The sequence below is a fragment of the Sphingomonas jinjuensis genome, assembly GCF_014197105.1.
Taxonomy (GTDB): Bacteria; Pseudomonadota; Alphaproteobacteria; order Sphingomonadales; family Sphingomonadaceae; genus Sphingomonas; species Sphingomonas jinjuensis.
In genome coordinates, this window is the sequence record NZ_JACIEV010000001.1 from 143,043 (window position 1) to 157,472 (window position 14,430).

A 14,430-nucleotide genomic window follows, 5' to 3' on the forward strand; every position below is an offset into this window, starting at 1 on the left:
CTTGAACGAGCATCTTCCCGCCATCGTCAGGCCGCCAGCCGGCCAGGAACTCGCTCGCCAGGGCAATGCGCGGACGCCGCGGCCGCTGCCGCCGGTCGACAACGTCCGGCGCGCGCTGGCGGCACTGCGCCGCCGCTGGATCGCCTTCGCCGCGGTCTTCGCGATCGTCATGCTGCTCGCCAGCATCTACGTCCTGCGCCAGATCCCGCAGTACAGCGCGACGTCGACGCTGCTCGTCAACGCTCGCGTGCTCAACGTCCAGGCCAAGGACAACGACGTCGTCCCCCAGGGTTCCGCCGAGGACAAGGCGGTCAGTTCCGAGATCGAGGTGATCCAGTCGACCGACGTCGCACGCCGCGTCATCGCCGCGATGGAAGCGCGGCGGGCCGATTACGGCAAGATCGTCACCCAGTATGACACGCCCCCGCCGGCCCGCGCCGTACTCGACGCGACGCGCGGACGGCTGAAGATCGACCGACCGGGCGGCACCAACGTCTTGGCGCTGACCTTCACCGCCGCCGACCCGGTGATCGCCGCCGATACCGCGAATGAATTCGCGCGCCAGTATCTGGCGGTGAAGGTCGACAATCGCCTCGACGCCGCCCGCGTCGCCAATGGCGCGCTGACGCAGGAACTCGACCGGCTGCGCAGCCGCGTCGTCGATGCCGAGGCGGCCGTCGCCAGCTTCCGGCGCGCGAACAACCTGCTCAGCGCGAATGGCGAAACGCTGACCGAGCAGGAACAGTCGGTCTACAAGCAACAGGAAGCCGCCGCGCAGACCCAGCTGGCCGAAGAGCGCGCGCGTCTGTCGACCGCCCGCTCGCAGCTGAGCCGTGGATCGTCGGGCGACGACGTCGGCGAAGCGCTCAGCTCGCCCGTCGTCAATCAGCTGCGCAGCCAGCGCGCGCTTGCCAGCGCCAAGCTGGCGCAGCTCGAGGCACGCTACCAGCCGGCGCATCCCGACGTCGTCCGCGCCAAGCAGGAACTGGCCGACATCGACCGCGAGATCCAGTCCGAGATCAGCCGCGTCATGTCGAACCTGGAAGCGCGGGTTCAGGTCGCATCGAAGCGTGCCGGCGCGGCGAGCGGCATCGCCAGCGCCTCGCGCGGCGAACTGGCCGCCAACACCGCCGAGTCGGTCCAGCTGAACGAGCTGGAACGCCGCGCCGATGCGCTGCGCACCAACTATAATACGATGCTCCAGCGGCAGACCGCGGTGGCCAGCCAGGCGGTGGTCGCCGATGTCGACGCCCGCCAGCTGTCGACCGCGCTGATCCCCGAACAGCCGAGCGCGCCCAACCGCAAGCTCAGCCTAATCCTGGCGCTCGCCGTCGCCACGGTGCTGGGCGCGGCCACCGTCGCGCTGCTCCAGCTGCTGGACCAGACGATCACCTCGTCGCGCCAGGTCGAGGATGCGCTCGGCGTGCGTCACATCGTCAACATCCCGACGGTGCAGTCGATTGCCAAGGGTCCGGCACGCGATCAGGAGCCAATCGACTTCATCCTCGACGAACCCATGTCGATCCTGGCGGAAGCGATGCGCGGCCTGCTGTTGACGATCGAGCGCACCGGCGGACGCGACGGCATGATCGTCGTCGGCATCACCTCGGCGAAGGCGGAGGAGGGCAAGTCCACCACCGCCGCGTGCCTGGCGCGGATCGCGGCGATCAGCGGGCGGCGGACGCTGCTGATCGACGGCGATATCCGCCGGCCAAGCGTCGCCAAGATGTTCGGGCTCACCCCGACGGTCGGACTGACCGAGGTGCTCGCCGAACAGGCCCCGCTACGTGACGCCATGCTGCGCGACGAGCGGAGCGGCGCCTATATCCTGCCCTCGCTCGTCCAGCCCTACGAGCATCGCCACATCAATTCCGAGCAGAACCTGCGCACGCTGATGGATCGGCTGGAGTCGGTATTCGACCTCGTCGTCATCGATACGGCGCCATCGCTCGGGGCTGTCGAGTCGCGGCTGCTGATGAACTTCGTCGATCAGGCCTATCTGGCGGTTCGCTGGAAGCACACCGGCGTCCCGCTCGTCCGCTCCGCGCTGAAGCGCCTGTCGGCGATCGGTATCCGCGTCTCGGGCGTCATCATGACCCGGGTGAACCTGCGGTCGGTCGCCGCCTATGCGTACGACGACGTCGATCACGGCTATGCCGCCTACGATTATGCGCCGAAACGATGATCCGTTTAGAACAGATGGAAGATCGCTACCCAGCTAAGCACGCCCAGCGCAATGACGCCGCCCCACGCGGCCAGGGAGATGCTTCGGTAATAACGCGCTGGCAGCGTCCGGGGCGTGGCCTGGTCGGGGAACGCGGCGCCCCGCATCGGCTGGTCGTTGGGCATGCCCTGCCAATAGCCGGGCTGGCTTACCAAATTGTTCGTCTCGGCCGTTCCGATGGGCGGTGGGGCATCGTTCGCCGGTTTCATGATTTCTGCGTCTCCCGGCAGCAATGTTGCCGCACCCTGGCGCGCGATGCAAGCTGACCCCTCACTGGTGACCCTTCAGGCCGGACATCGCAGGCCGCAGTCCTTCAACGCGTCGGTACACGGCGCGCGGGGGCTATTCGCGACGCTGGTCTTCTGTTTCCACGTCGCCAACTCGGGGCTGCCCAATTTCTGGGCCGACGACGCCTGGCCTGCGGCCTGGCTGTTCCAGTCGTTGAAGTTCGGCGTCGAGCTGTTCTTCGGGATCAGCGGCTTCGTCATCATCGGCGCGCTGGCGCGGGCGCCGTCGATCCGCGCCTTCCTGTGGGATCGCGCGACCCGCATCTATCCGTTGTTGTGGCTGACGCTGATCGCGATCACCCTGGTGGCGCTGGCGACCGGGCGGTGGATGCCGCCCTTCGGCGACTGGCTGCTCAACTTCCTCGCGCCGCCGCCGCTGGTCGCGCTGCCCCAGGTCAATCCCGCGGCCTGGTCGCTCGGCTACGAAATCAGCTTCTACGCGCTCTGTGCCGCCGGCTGGGCGGCGCGGACCCGCGGCTGGCGCTGGATGCCCGCGGCGGTGGTGGCGGGTGCGATCGCGATCATCTTCTTCCCCCGCGCGATCCTGATGCCGGTCGGTCTCGTCCTGGCGGCCGGCTGGCTCGCGCGCTCGAGGCTGCAACGCCTCGCCGACGTCTCGCCGGTGCTGTGGCTGGTGTTGTTCCTGGCGCTCTGGCGCTGGCTCGACCGATCGGCGCCCGACCATGACATCGCGATGCTGACCCCCGCCCATATGCCCCTGTCCGCGTGGCTGGCGTATCTCCCGGTCATGCTGCTGGCGGGGATGTGCGGCACGCTGGCGCTGGGCGGGATCGTCGCCGAACGCGGTTCCTTCGCGCAGGTATTGCGCACCCCGCTGTTCCGCTGGCTCGGCACGATCAGCTACAGCTTCTACCTCTGGCACCCCGTCGTCATGGCGACCGTCAAGGCGCTGCTGATCCGATCGGGGCTGGTCGACACGCTGGGCGCCGCCTCGCAGCTCGCCTTCGCCCTGATCGCCTTTCCCCCGGCGCTCGGCATCGCCCATGTCAGCCAGCGACTGGTCGAGGTCCGCCTGACCCGCTGGCTTCGCCGCCACGGCCCGCGCGAGGATCGCGGCGCCGCCCCGATCACCGCCCTCGAACGTGCCCGGCCATGACCGCCGCCGCCGATCTGCGCGACGCCGACGAGCGCGCCAGCACGCTGTTCGTCCACGCGAACCTGATCTTCTGCCTGCTGCTCCAGCGCTTCTGCGTTATCGTCGGCGGGGGCGTCATCTATTGGGTGCTGCCGATCTTCTTTCTCTCGCTGGGCTGGCTGCTGCTGACCGGCCGGGCGACGCTGCGCGCCTTTTCGACCTGGACCTTCGCGATCTTCGTGGCAGCCGCGCTGCTCAGTACGCTGATTGCGCTCAACACCTCGGACACGCGGATCAACGGGCTCAGCCTGCCGTCGCTGGCATCGGTGCTGGTCGTCTATCTTGGCCTCGTGGTGGCGCCGACCAGCCGGTTCCACGGCGCTCGCGTGTTCGACATCTTCATCCTCTACGCCCGATGGCTCGCGGTCTTCGGCATCGTCCAATATCTCGTCCAGTTCGCCGGCATCCGCATCTTCGCGTTCAGCGAGACCTTCCCCGTCCTTCGCCCGGTCCTCGCCGAACCATTCTTCAACTTCCATCCGGTGGTCGCTTATGGCTCGCCGATCCTGCGCTCGAACGGTTTCTTCCTGCTCGAGCCCAGCATCTTCTCGCAGATCCTGATGCTCGCGGCGGCGGTCGACGTGCTGATCCGCCGCCAGTGGCTGTTCCTGCCGCTCTATGGCGTCGCCTATGTCGTGACCTATTCGGGCACCGGGCTCCTCGCCCTTGCGGTCGCCAGCATCCTGGCGATCGTCATCAGCCCGCGCACCTCGCCGCAGCTGGTCTTGCTGGGCATCGCCGGCGCGATCGTCGCGGGCTTTGCCGCGCTGATCTTCCCCGATGCCGTCGCCGGGCTGGTGGGGCGAAGCAACGAGGTCAATTACGAGGGCAGCAGCGGCTACGCGCGCTACATCGGCCAGCTCAAGCTGCTCAACGAATTCGCCGGGGAAACCCGCACCTTCGTGGGCTTCGGGCCCGGCGCGCTGGAACGTGCGACGATCGCGGTCACCGGCAGCATCAATCCGGCGCTGAAGATATTCTTCGAGTACGGGATCATGGGTCTGGCGTCGTTCGCCGTCTTCTTCATCGGGACGCTGTGGCGCCGCGACATCGCGATCGTCTCGCTGTTCATGCTGGCCAACTATCAGCTGGGCGGGGGCTATCTGCTGTTCATGCCGATGATCGTGCTCGCGGCACTGCTGTGCATCTGGTCCGATCGCGCCCCGACCTTCCGTCCCGCCGCCGTCCAGGAGTTCTGACCATGGCCGCCAAAGCCATCGCCGCCCTCGTCGCCGTCATGGCGGCAACCGCCCCCGCCGTCGCTTATGCGCGCGAGGCGCAGATGTTCGTCTATCGCGGCGCCGGATGCACCGGGCGCGATCGCATCGCCTCGTTCGAAAAGCTGATCGGCCGCCCCGTCGACGGCGTCGCCGAGTTCACCGAGATCACCGATTGGTCGCACATGATAAGCTCGGTGAACTGGGCGCAGGGCTGCTGGGCGCAGCGTCGCGGCCTGGGATTATCGCAATCGGTGCCGATGTTGATGCAGGGCGGGTCGGGCACGACGCTGCAACAGGGCGCGAAAGGCGCCTATGACCAGCATTTCGTCGATCTCGGCAAGCTGCTGGTCGCGAAGGGCAAGGCGGATGCGTACTTACGCATCGGCTGGGAATTCAACGGCGGCTGGTATCCCTGGGCCGCGGCGCAGAACCCGGTGGCGTGGAAGGCCTATTTCCGGCGCATCGTCGCCGCCTTTCGCCGCGTGCCCGGCCAGCGCTTCCGCATCGTCTGGAACCCGGCACAGGGCGAGCAGCAGATCGCGCCCGACAAGCTGTGGCCGGGCGACGACGTCGTCGATGTCGTCGGGCTCGATCTCTACAACCAGTCGTGGCGCCCGCAGGATTATCTGCTGCCGACGGTCCGGTGGAACAATCTGAAGACGATGCCCTACGGCCTCGATTGGGCGGCGTCGTTCGCGGCGGCGCATCGCAAGCCGCTCGCGCTGCCCGAATGGGGCACCGGCACGCGGCCCGACGGCCACGGCTGGGGCGACGACGCGCTGTTCATCAACAACATGGCCGCCTGGATCAGAAGCCACAACGTCCTCTACCACGCCTATTGGGACTATAACGCGGGCGACTATAACGCCGAGCTGTCGACCGGCCGCCAGCCGAAGGCCGCGGTCGCGTTCCGCAACGCCTTCGCCCACCGACAGGGCGTGGCGCGCCGATGATCCTGCTGCGCACCACCCGCGTCGATACCGCGACGCTGACCCTCGCCCGGCAGCTTGAGCAGGCGAGCGGCGAACGGATCGCCATGCTCGTCGACGAGCGCCAGGGCGTCGTCGATACGCACGGGCGCGACAAGGTGTCGCTGACGCACCAGGCGTGCAGCGCGACCGGCCTCTACGCGCCGAGCGACTTCGCCTGGCGGTGCGGCGACTATGGCTTCTATGTCGCCCGCGCCCAATTCCCCGACGAGCATTCCTATTGGATGATCGAGTACGACGTCCGCATCACCGGCGACGCGGGCCGCTTCTTCGCCGCCTGGCGGGCGCGGCCCGAGGTCGATCTGGTCGCCGCGCATATCGGCCCGGCGGGCGGCGACTGGTGGTGGCGCGCGACGGTGACGTCGTCGGATGCCGAGCCGCGCCGCTGCTTCTTCCCCGTCGTCCGCCTGTCCGCCCGCGCGGTCGATGCGCTGGCAGCGAAGCGCCGCCAACATTCCCGCCGCCCGCTGCGCCGCGCACTGTGGCCCAACGACGAAAGCTTCGTCGCCACCGCGGCGCAGGCCGCGGGGCTGACCGCCGCCGACCTGAACGACGCGGGTTTGCGCGTCTACGACGACGAAACCTACAGCTACACCAACGTGCTCGATGGCGCAGCGCTGGCCGATGACGCGCCAGACGCGACGCCGCGACTGTATCACCCCGTGCTGGAGGGCGACGACCTCGCTCGCAAGCTGGCGCGGACCCAGAAAGATCATGGCAAACCGACCCCGCTGGCGGAGCGCGCGTATCGCAAGCTCATCGCCCGGGTGAATGGAGCGACGACGTGGTAAATCCCTCCCCCGACACCGATCCGCTGGCGCGCGTCCTCGCCTTCTACCTGCCGCAGTTCCATCCGATCCCGGAGAACGACGAATGGTGGGGCAAGGGCTTCACCGAATGGACCAACGTCGCCAAGGCGAAGCCGCTCTACGCCGGCCATGTCCAGCCGCAGCTGCCGTCGGACCTCGGCTTCTACGACCTGCGCGTGCCCGAGGTGCGCGAGCGCCAGGCCGAGCTCGCGAGAGAGGCCGGGGTCGAGGGCTTCTGCTACTGGCATTACTGGTTCGGCAACGGCCGCCGCATCATCGAGCGGCCGTTCGAGGAAGTGCTCGCCTCGGGCAAGCCGGACTTCCCCTTCTGCCTCGCCTGGGCGAACCAGTCGTGGACCGGCATCTGGCACGGCTCGCCCGGCACCACGCTGATGAAGCAGGAATATCCCGGGCCGGCGGACGAGGAGGCGCACTATCGCTGGGCCTCGCGTGCCTTCCACGACCCGCGCTACGTCCGCGTCGACGGCAAACCGCTGTTCTGCATCTTCGCGCCGCACGACCTGCCGTCGTCGAAAGACTTCATCGATCACTGGCAGCGCCTCGCCAAGGCGGATGGGCTGCCCGGCATCTATTTCGTCGCCATCTCGAACATCTGGATGTGGGGCGCCGACCGCTATCGCGGCCAGATCCTCGATCCGTTCGACGCGGTCACGCTGCTGACCCCACACGACTATCTCGAGACGCATGGCCGAATGACGCGCGGTCGCTGGAGCCGGCGCCTTCGCGAGCTCAACTTCGGCAAGCGCCTCAACCGCTTCCGGCCGAAGAGCTGGGCGCGCCCGACCCGCATCGACTATCGCGACGTCGTCGCGCGCGCGTTCGACGACATGCCGCGCGAGGAGCGATATCTGCCTTCGGTCCTGCCCAATTGGGACAATACGCCGCGGTCGAACACGCGCGGCGTCGTCTACGAGCATGCGACGCCCGAGCTGTTCCAGCAATATATGGAACGCGCGGTCGACCTCGTCGCCGATCGTCCGCCGCAGCAGCGCATCGTCTTCATCAAGGCGTGGAACGAGTGGGCGGAGGGCAATTTCGTCGAGCCGAGCGCACGCTGGGGGCATCGCTATCTCGACGCCATCCGGAACGCGGTGTTCCGCCGCCGCGCGCCGCGGTGACGACGCCGCCGCCCGGCCCCGCCGACAGCGACTTCGTGGAGGCCCGCATCGACGAGCCGCCCCACAGCGGCGCGTCGATCGGCGCGGTTCCCGACGACGCCAACCTGGGTCGCCGCGCGGTCCACGGCGCCGGGGCGACGCTGGCGGCGCAGCTCGTGAAGTTCGTGCTGCGCTTCGGCTCGGCGGTGGCGCTCGGCCGCCTGCTCGATCCGGCCGAGTTCGGCATCGTCGCGATGGTGACGCCGATCCTGGCGTTCGTCGCCACGCTCAACGACCTCGGCTTCGCGTCGGCGATCGTCCAGCGCCGCGACATCACGTCGGATCAGGTATCGGCGCTGTTCTGGATCAACCTGCTGGTCAGCGCCGCGCTCGCCGCGCTGCTGATGCTGCTCTCGCCACTGATCGGCTGGCTCTATGCCGAACCGCGCACGATCGGCATCACCCTGGCGCTGGCGGGTTCGATCGTGATCGGGACGATCGGCGTCATCCCCAACGCATTGCTGTCGCGACGGATGAGCTTCATCGCCTCGTCGGTGATCGACGTCGGCTCGCTTGGCGTCACGGTCGCGGTGTCGATCGGGCTGGCGCTGGCCGGCTGGGGCTATTGGTCGCTCGTCATCGGCCAGATCGCGAGCACCTTCGCCGGAATGGTCGCGGTCTTCGTTGCATCGGGCTGGCGGCCACACTGGGTCCGGCGCCTGCCGCAGGTCGGATCGCTGCTGCGGTTCGGCGCCAATCTGACGGGCGTGAACCTCGCCACCTATTTCAGCATGATGGCCGACAACATCATCGTCGGCGCCGTCGCCGGCAAGACCGCGCTCGGCCTGTACGAACGCAGCTATACGCTCGCGCTGCAACCGCTCAACCAGCTGATGGCGCCGCTCGGCCGGGTCGCCGTGCCGCTGCTGTCGCGATTCGGCGACGACGCGGAGCGACTGCGGTCGAGTTATCTGCTCATGCTGCGCACCGGGCTGATGCTCGCTGCGCCGGTGATGATCGTCTGCGCGCTGCTTAGCACCGACATCGTCCTGTTCCTGCTCGGCCCGAAATGGCGCGAGGCGGCGCCGGTGTTCGGGTGGATCTGCGCCGGGGGCATCGTGGCGCCGATCTTCTCCAGCCTCGGCTGGCTGTTCACCGCGCAGGACCGCACCGACGAACAGCTGCGGCTGTCGGTCTATACCGCGATCATCAGCATCGCCTCGTTCGCGATCGGCGTCCGCTGGGGCGCGGCGGGCGTCGCCGCGGTGTCGGCGCTGTCGTTCAGCTTCATCCAGACGCCGCTGATGGTCAGCGGCCTGGCGCGGCGCGGCCCCGTAAATCTCGGCGATTTCGCGCGGACGCTGTGGCCCTGCGCCATTGCCGCCGCCGCCACCGTCGCCGCGGTGATCGCCGCAGGCCGCCTGCCGCATCCGATCAACCTGTTCGCCGCCGGCGCGGTCGCCTATCTCGTCTTCTGGGGCGTACTGCTGCTCCTGCCCGGCGGCCAGGCGCTGCGCCACCAGCTGCTCAACCTGCGCACGCTGCTGAAGCGGACGCCGGCGTGACCACTTCTTCCGTCATTCGCGCTCTTGCGCGCCAGCCAAGGACAGCCGATGTCTGACCCCCAACACAGCGTCGACGTGCTCATCCCCGCCTATAACGCCGCGGCGACGATCGAGAGCGCCGTCGCCAGCATCCAGCGCCAGACGCTGGCCGCCATCCAGATCCACGTCGTCGACGACGGGTCGACCGACGAGACGCCCGCGATCCTGGCACGGATGGCGGCCGCCGACCCGCGGATCCGCGTCCATTCCAAGGCGAACGGCGGGATCGTCCACGCGCTGAACCACGGGCTGGACTTTTGCGAGGCCGAGTTCCTCGCCCGGCACGACGCCGACGATCTCGCCTATCCCGAACGGCTTCAGACCCAGGTCGAGTATCTGCGCGCCCATCCCGACGTCATCGCGGTCGGCGCCAAGGCGCGGCACATCGACCAGGCCGGCGAGCCGGTCGGCACCGTCGCCGACCTCGGTTCGCCCGACCAAAGCGACCCCGACCATATCCCGTCGCGCGAACCCTATATCATCCACCCGCTGCTGACCGTCCGCCGTGAGGCGCTGCGTCGGGCGGGCGGCTATCGCTACGTCGTCCACAGCGAGGACACCGACCTGTACTGGCGGCTGTCGGCGGAAGGGCGATTGGAAAACCTGCCCGTCATCCTCGCCGATTATCGCCTCCACGACGGCAGCATCTCCGGCGCGTCGGCGGCGAACGGCCGGATCATGGCGGTCAGCTCTCAGCTGGCTGGGCTGTCCGCGCGTCGGCGCCGCGACGGGCGCACCGACATCGAGTTCAGCCGCGATCGGCTGGCGCGGTTGAAGGCGGCCGACGGTATGGCGGCGGTCGTCGCTGCCGGCGCCGAGGGGCTGGACGAGGACGAGCGCACCTATCTGCGCCGCGCCGCCGCCGCCAAGCTGCTCGAACTGACGACCTACCGCCCCTATGACCTGACGCTGGAGGACGCCGCGTTCGTCCGGCAGGCGCTCGCCGATGGCCTGTCGGGCGTCCCCGACGAACGCCGCCGCGTCCTGGAGCGCCACGTCAAGGGCGCCGCCGCCCGCCTCGCCGCCAGCGGCAAGTGGAAGATCGCCGCCGCCTTGCTGACGCCGCGACTGGTGCCGGGCTTCCTGGCACGAACCGCGATGCGGATCGGCGTGCCCAAGGGGCTGCACCGCTTCGTCCAGCGCCGCGGCACGCGTGCGGCGCACGGCAGCAGCTAGCGCCTGTTTTTGGCCCCCCGCGCACCGTTATAGGCCGCCACCAGTCGCCGACGGACGGGCGTATCGTAATAACGATCGAGTAGCCAGGCGACGACGCCCAGGATCGGCAACAGCACCCAGCCCGCCCAGGGCACGAGCATCGCATCGGCGCCGAAGACGCGCTTCAGCCCGGCTTCCCACAGCAGCGCGGCGGGCTGGTGGATGACGTAGAGCGCGTATGACGTCGTGCCGAGTATCCCACAGATGACGGCGCCGCGCGGCCCGACGTCGACGCTCGCCGCAGCGACCGTCAGCGCGGGGAAGAGCAGGAAGACCAGGAGCAGCTCGAGCGTGAGATAGCTGCCCCCGACGACGACGAATGCCGCAATCGACAGCGCGCCGACGATGCCGGCCGCCACCCATGCCCAGTGCCGCGCCACCTTGCCGTCATGAAGGCGATAGAGCAGCACGCCGATGCCGAACGAGAAGCACACCCGCGCCAGCGCGGTCGGCATCTGCCAATATTCCCACCCCAGGTCGATCGTGCCGTTGCGCGCGACCTCAGCGATCAGCACCGCACCTGCCACCGCGATGATGCCGGCGAGCAGCGCCGCGCCCAGCCGACGCACCAGCGCGGCATAGCCGGCGTTGGCGACCAGCTCGTAGGTCAGCGACCAACGCGGCCCGACGATCGCCGGCAACCCCCAATTGGGCAGCATCAGCGCCGCCGAGAACAGCGCCTCGCCGATCATCGTCCAGTCGACCGGATGGGGTTTTTGCACCTCGTGGCCGACCAGCGCGATGAGGCCGAGCGCCAGCCCGACGAGGTACAGCGGATACAGCCGGATCACGCGCAGCACCATGAAGTGACGCCATGACATCCCCTCGATCAGGCGGCGCTCGTAGGAAAAGGCGATCACGAAGCCGCTGAGCATGAAGAACAGGTCGACCGCGAGGTAGGTCGACGGCCACGCCTCGATCCCCATCAGCCACGCCGCATGGCGCTGTGCCACCGCGAAGGCGGCGAGGCCGCGGATCGCGTCGAGCAGGTGGAACACCCGGCGCCGGCCGGTCGCGGATCGGTCTTCGTTCGCCAACGCCGTCATGCCTGCACGTGTCCCCGTTTCCGCTCGTCTACGCTTGCCCACCGCCAACTCGGCGAGGGTTGCAGCCTGAGGGTCAGCCTTAGCCTCTTTAAACCGCCCTTAACGAGAGGTCTCTATCTTCACTTCTGATTACAGGGGTTTAGTAAATGCGGTCGATGTCTAGCGTTGCGTTTTTCATGTTGCTGGCCGCGTGCGGCGGCAGCGACGGTGGCGGTGCGACCGATGCGGTGGATGTCGTGTCGGAGGCGAAGCGGCGCACCCCGGCGCCGACACCAACCCCAACGCCCACCCCTCAGCCAACGCCCTCCCCGACCCCGACGCCGGCCGCGACCCAGCAGGCGGGATGGATGCCGTACGGTCTCTACGTCGGCAATCCGAACGGTAACGATGGCAACGCCATGGCCTGGTTCCAGTCGCAGTGGGACGCGTCGGTCAAGCAGTTGCAGCGGCAGCCGCAATTCTTCGGCACCTTCACCGACTACAGCCAGGACTGGAGCCAGTGGAAGAGCAACGCCGGCTGGTTCGCCTGGTCGTTCAACCAGTCGCAGCGCGTGGCGGGCATGAAACCGGTCATCGGCATCAAGCTGTCGACCAACGCCTATTGGAACCGCCAGGCCGATGCGTTCCGCGAGATCATCGCCGGCCAGCACGACCAGACCTATCGCGACGTCGTCACCGCCTGGCGGGACGCCGGCTATAGCGAGCTGCGCTTACGCATCTCCTACGAGTTCAACGGCAATTTCATGCCCGACAATTTCGGCAATACGCCGGAGATGCTCGATCTGTGGAAGCGCGCGTTCGCGCACGTCGCCGACGTCATGCATGCGGTGCCCAACGTGAAGGTGTTGGTCGTGTGGAACCCGACCAACATCAATTGGGCAGGCAATTCGATCGCGGGCGCCTATCCGGGCGACCAATATGTCGATGTGATCGCATCCGACGTCTACAGCACGATGTACCCACTCAGCCTGCGCGACTGGTCGACCAACCGCGACGCGGCGAACCTGACCGAGTGGATGGCCAACTCCGCCAACCGTATCCATTATTGGGATCATCCGGGCGCCACCCAGTGGACGACCGACGGCGCCGGCTGGGGCATGGTCCAGGCGCTCGACTTCGCGCTTGCGCATCGCAAGCCGTTCGGCATCAGCGAGACCGGCGTCGGCGGTGACAACATCAAGACCGGGCTGTCGGACGATCCCGAATTCCCCGCCTATCTGCGCAACCGGCTCGCCGGCTTCGTCGACAAGGGCGGGACGATCGATCACGTCATCATCTGGGATTACAACGCCAGCGACGGCGCTTGGCGCTTCACCGGCGTGGCCGACAAGACCAAGACGGCCGCGGCCTGGACCGCCTTCCTGGCACCCCGCTGATCCGGCATCGGCGGCGAGCCCGGCGGGCTCGCCGTACCGAGCGGTGGCGAACACCGCTATTCGCTGGACGTGACGGGCCGCTTCGCGCAGTCCGGCTCCATGCTTCTCGCGATCGATGCCCGGCTTCACTATGCGCTTGATCGCCCGGCGGAACTGCTGCTCGCGATCGAGGTCGCGCAGACCCCCGACCAGCGGCTGGTCCAGGATCTGCTGACGACATGGGGCACCGGCCCGCTGGTCCCGATCGAGGCGGAGGACGGCATCGGCCAGCGCACCTGGACCAGTGCCGACGACCGTTTCGAGGTGCAATATACCGCGACGGTCGAGGTGTCGCGCGCGGCGCCCGACCTGCTGGCGCTCGACACCGATCCGCTGCCGCTGCTGCCGCCGACCGTGGTGCGCTATCTATGGCCGAGCCGCTATTGCGAGAGCGACCGGTTCGAAAGCTGGGTCAATCGCCGCTTCGGCGGGCTTCAGGGCGGTGCGCTGGTCGCGGCGCTCGACGCGTATGTCGGCGAGACGATGCGCTACGTCCCGGGCGCGAGCAACGGCACGACGACCGCCGCCGACAGCTTCATCCAGCGCGAGGGCGTGTGCCGCGACTATGCGCATCTGCTGATCGCGCTGGTCCGCGCGGCAGGAATCCCGGCGCGGATCGTCGGTGCCTATGGCCTGGGCGTCGATCCGCCCGATTTCCACGCGGTGGTCGAGGTATGGTTGAGCGGCGGCTGGCACCTGATCGATGCGACGCGCCTGGCGCCGGTCGAGGGCATCGTTCGCGTCGGCGTGGGCCGCGATGCGACCGACGTCGCCTTCCTGTCGATCTTCGGTAGCGCGCAGTTCGTCGGCCAGTCGGTGTCGGTCCGGCGACTCGACGGCTGAGCCGTCAGTCGTCGAGCGCCTTGCGATAGGCGGCATCCTCGGCATCGCGTCGCTCGGCCAGTTCGGCCAACTCCCTGTCGGTTCGCTTCGCCAGCGCGGCCTGAGATCTGGCGAGCTCGGCCGCCTGTCGATCGAGCCGCCGCTTCTCGTTGGCGAACGCTGACGTGGCCTCCTTCAACGCGGCCTCCGCGGCATCGAGCCGGCGCCGCGACGGCTGCGGCCTTTTCGCGGGGGCGGCCGGGGCCTTCCGCTTCGGCTTGTCGGCCGGCAGCGCCGCCATCTGCTCCTCCGCCGTGCCACGCAGCGTGCGGATGACCTTGCCGGGATGGTCGAGCGCCTCCTTCGTCAACGACGGGTCGGTCACCTCCTCGGCGACGCCACGCGGGAAGAGATTGGCGTCGCTGCCCCACGCCTCGAGCGCGGCCTTCTGGCTTGGTGCGGCGACATAGGCGTCGTGAAAGCCGATCGGCGTTCGATAGACCTTCAGCGTGCGGGCCATGCCGG

General features: G+C 68.4%; 13 protein-coding genes. 10 read left to right on the plus strand and 3 right to left on the minus strand.

Annotated features, from left to right (window positions below; translation table 11 throughout):
• The first annotated feature begins 1 nt into the window (after nt 1).
• The gene (locus GGQ80_RS00625) at nt 2-2,185 is read left to right on the plus strand and encodes a GumC family protein (RefSeq protein ID WP_183981766.1); all 2,184 of its coding nucleotides are present in this window, start codon (nt 2-4) and stop codon (nt 2,183-2,185) included.
• Nucleotides 2,186-2,190: 5 nt separating this feature from the next.
• Here GGQ80_RS00625 and GGQ80_RS00630 read toward each other — a convergent pair whose 3' ends face one another.
• On the minus strand, nt 2,191-2,433 hold the full coding sequence (locus tag GGQ80_RS00630; RefSeq protein WP_183981767.1) for a hypothetical protein: 243 nt from the start codon (nt 2,431-2,433) through the stop codon (nt 2,191-2,193).
• Between the two features lie 46 nt (nt 2,434-2,479).
• On the opposite strand from GGQ80_RS00630, the gene GGQ80_RS00635 reads away from it, so the two are divergent.
• From GGQ80_RS00635 to GGQ80_RS00665, 7 genes are read left to right on the plus strand one after another with little or no spacing between them, the layout of a single operon-like run.
• A complete protein-coding gene (locus GGQ80_RS00635) occupies nt 2,480-3,628 on the plus strand; it encodes an acyltransferase family protein (RefSeq protein ID WP_221364113.1) in 1,149 nt (382 codons plus the stop codon).
• Nucleotides 3,625-4,866, plus strand: a complete 1,242-nt coding sequence (locus GGQ80_RS00640; protein ID WP_183981769.1) for a hypothetical protein — start codon at nt 3,625-3,627, stop codon at nt 4,864-4,866. The genes GGQ80_RS00635 and GGQ80_RS00640 overlap by 4 nt, the downstream gene beginning before the upstream one ends.
• Nucleotides 4,867-4,868: 2 nt before the next feature.
• Nucleotides 4,869-5,840 (plus strand): glycosyl hydrolase, encoded by a 972-nt coding sequence (locus GGQ80_RS00645; protein ID WP_183981770.1) that lies wholly within the window; start codon nt 4,869-4,871, stop codon nt 5,838-5,840.
• Nucleotides 5,837-6,667 (plus strand): hypothetical protein, encoded by an 831-nt coding sequence (locus GGQ80_RS00650; RefSeq protein WP_183981771.1) that lies wholly within the window; start codon nt 5,837-5,839, stop codon nt 6,665-6,667. Before GGQ80_RS00645 ends, GGQ80_RS00650 begins: the two co-directional genes overlap by 4 nt.
• Complete coding sequence (locus GGQ80_RS00655) at nt 6,661-7,824, plus strand: glycosyltransferase WbsX family protein (protein WP_221364114.1); 1,164 nt, start codon at nt 6,661-6,663, stop codon at nt 7,822-7,824. The genes GGQ80_RS00650 and GGQ80_RS00655 overlap by 7 nt, the downstream gene beginning before the upstream one ends.
• Nucleotides 7,821-9,368 carry an oligosaccharide flippase family protein gene (locus GGQ80_RS00660; protein WP_183981772.1) on the plus strand — a complete coding sequence of 516 codons (1,548 nt, stop codon included), beginning with the start codon at nt 7,821-7,823 and terminating at the stop codon, nt 9,366-9,368. The genes GGQ80_RS00655 and GGQ80_RS00660 overlap by 4 nt, the downstream gene beginning before the upstream one ends.
• A gap of 48 nt (nt 9,369-9,416) precedes the next feature.
• Nucleotides 9,417-10,583 carry a glycosyltransferase family 2 protein gene (locus tag GGQ80_RS00665; protein ID WP_183981773.1) on the plus strand — a complete coding sequence of 389 codons (1,167 nt, stop codon included), beginning with the start codon at nt 9,417-9,419 and terminating at the stop codon, nt 10,581-10,583.
• On the opposite strand, the gene GGQ80_RS00670 is transcribed toward GGQ80_RS00665, so the two are convergent.
• Nucleotides 10,580-11,668 (minus strand): acyltransferase family protein, encoded by a 1,089-nt coding sequence (locus GGQ80_RS00670; RefSeq protein WP_183981774.1) that lies wholly within the window; start codon nt 11,666-11,668, stop codon nt 10,580-10,582. The two genes, GGQ80_RS00665 and GGQ80_RS00670, sit on opposite strands and share 4 nt — an antisense overlap.
• A 176-nt stretch (nt 11,669-11,844) precedes the next feature.
• Here GGQ80_RS00670 and GGQ80_RS00675 point away from each other — a divergent pair, with 176 nt between their 5' ends.
• Nucleotides 11,845-13,044, plus strand: coding sequence for a glycosyl hydrolase (locus tag GGQ80_RS00675; protein ID WP_183981775.1), 1,200 nt, complete (start codon nt 11,845-11,847; stop codon nt 13,042-13,044).
• Nucleotides 13,045-13,143: 99 nt separating this feature from the next.
• Nucleotides 13,144-13,926 carry a transglutaminase-like domain-containing protein gene (locus tag GGQ80_RS00680; protein ID WP_183981777.1) on the plus strand — a complete coding sequence of 261 codons (783 nt, stop codon included), beginning with the start codon at nt 13,144-13,146 and terminating at the stop codon, nt 13,924-13,926.
• 4 nt (nt 13,927-13,930) lie between these two features.
• Here GGQ80_RS00680 and GGQ80_RS00685 read toward each other — a convergent pair whose 3' ends face one another.
• Entirely contained in the window at nt 13,931-14,425 is a 495-nt protein-coding gene (locus tag GGQ80_RS00685; protein ID WP_183981779.1) for a hypothetical protein, read from the minus strand.
• Between the last annotated feature and the right edge of the window lie 5 nt (nt 14,426-14,430).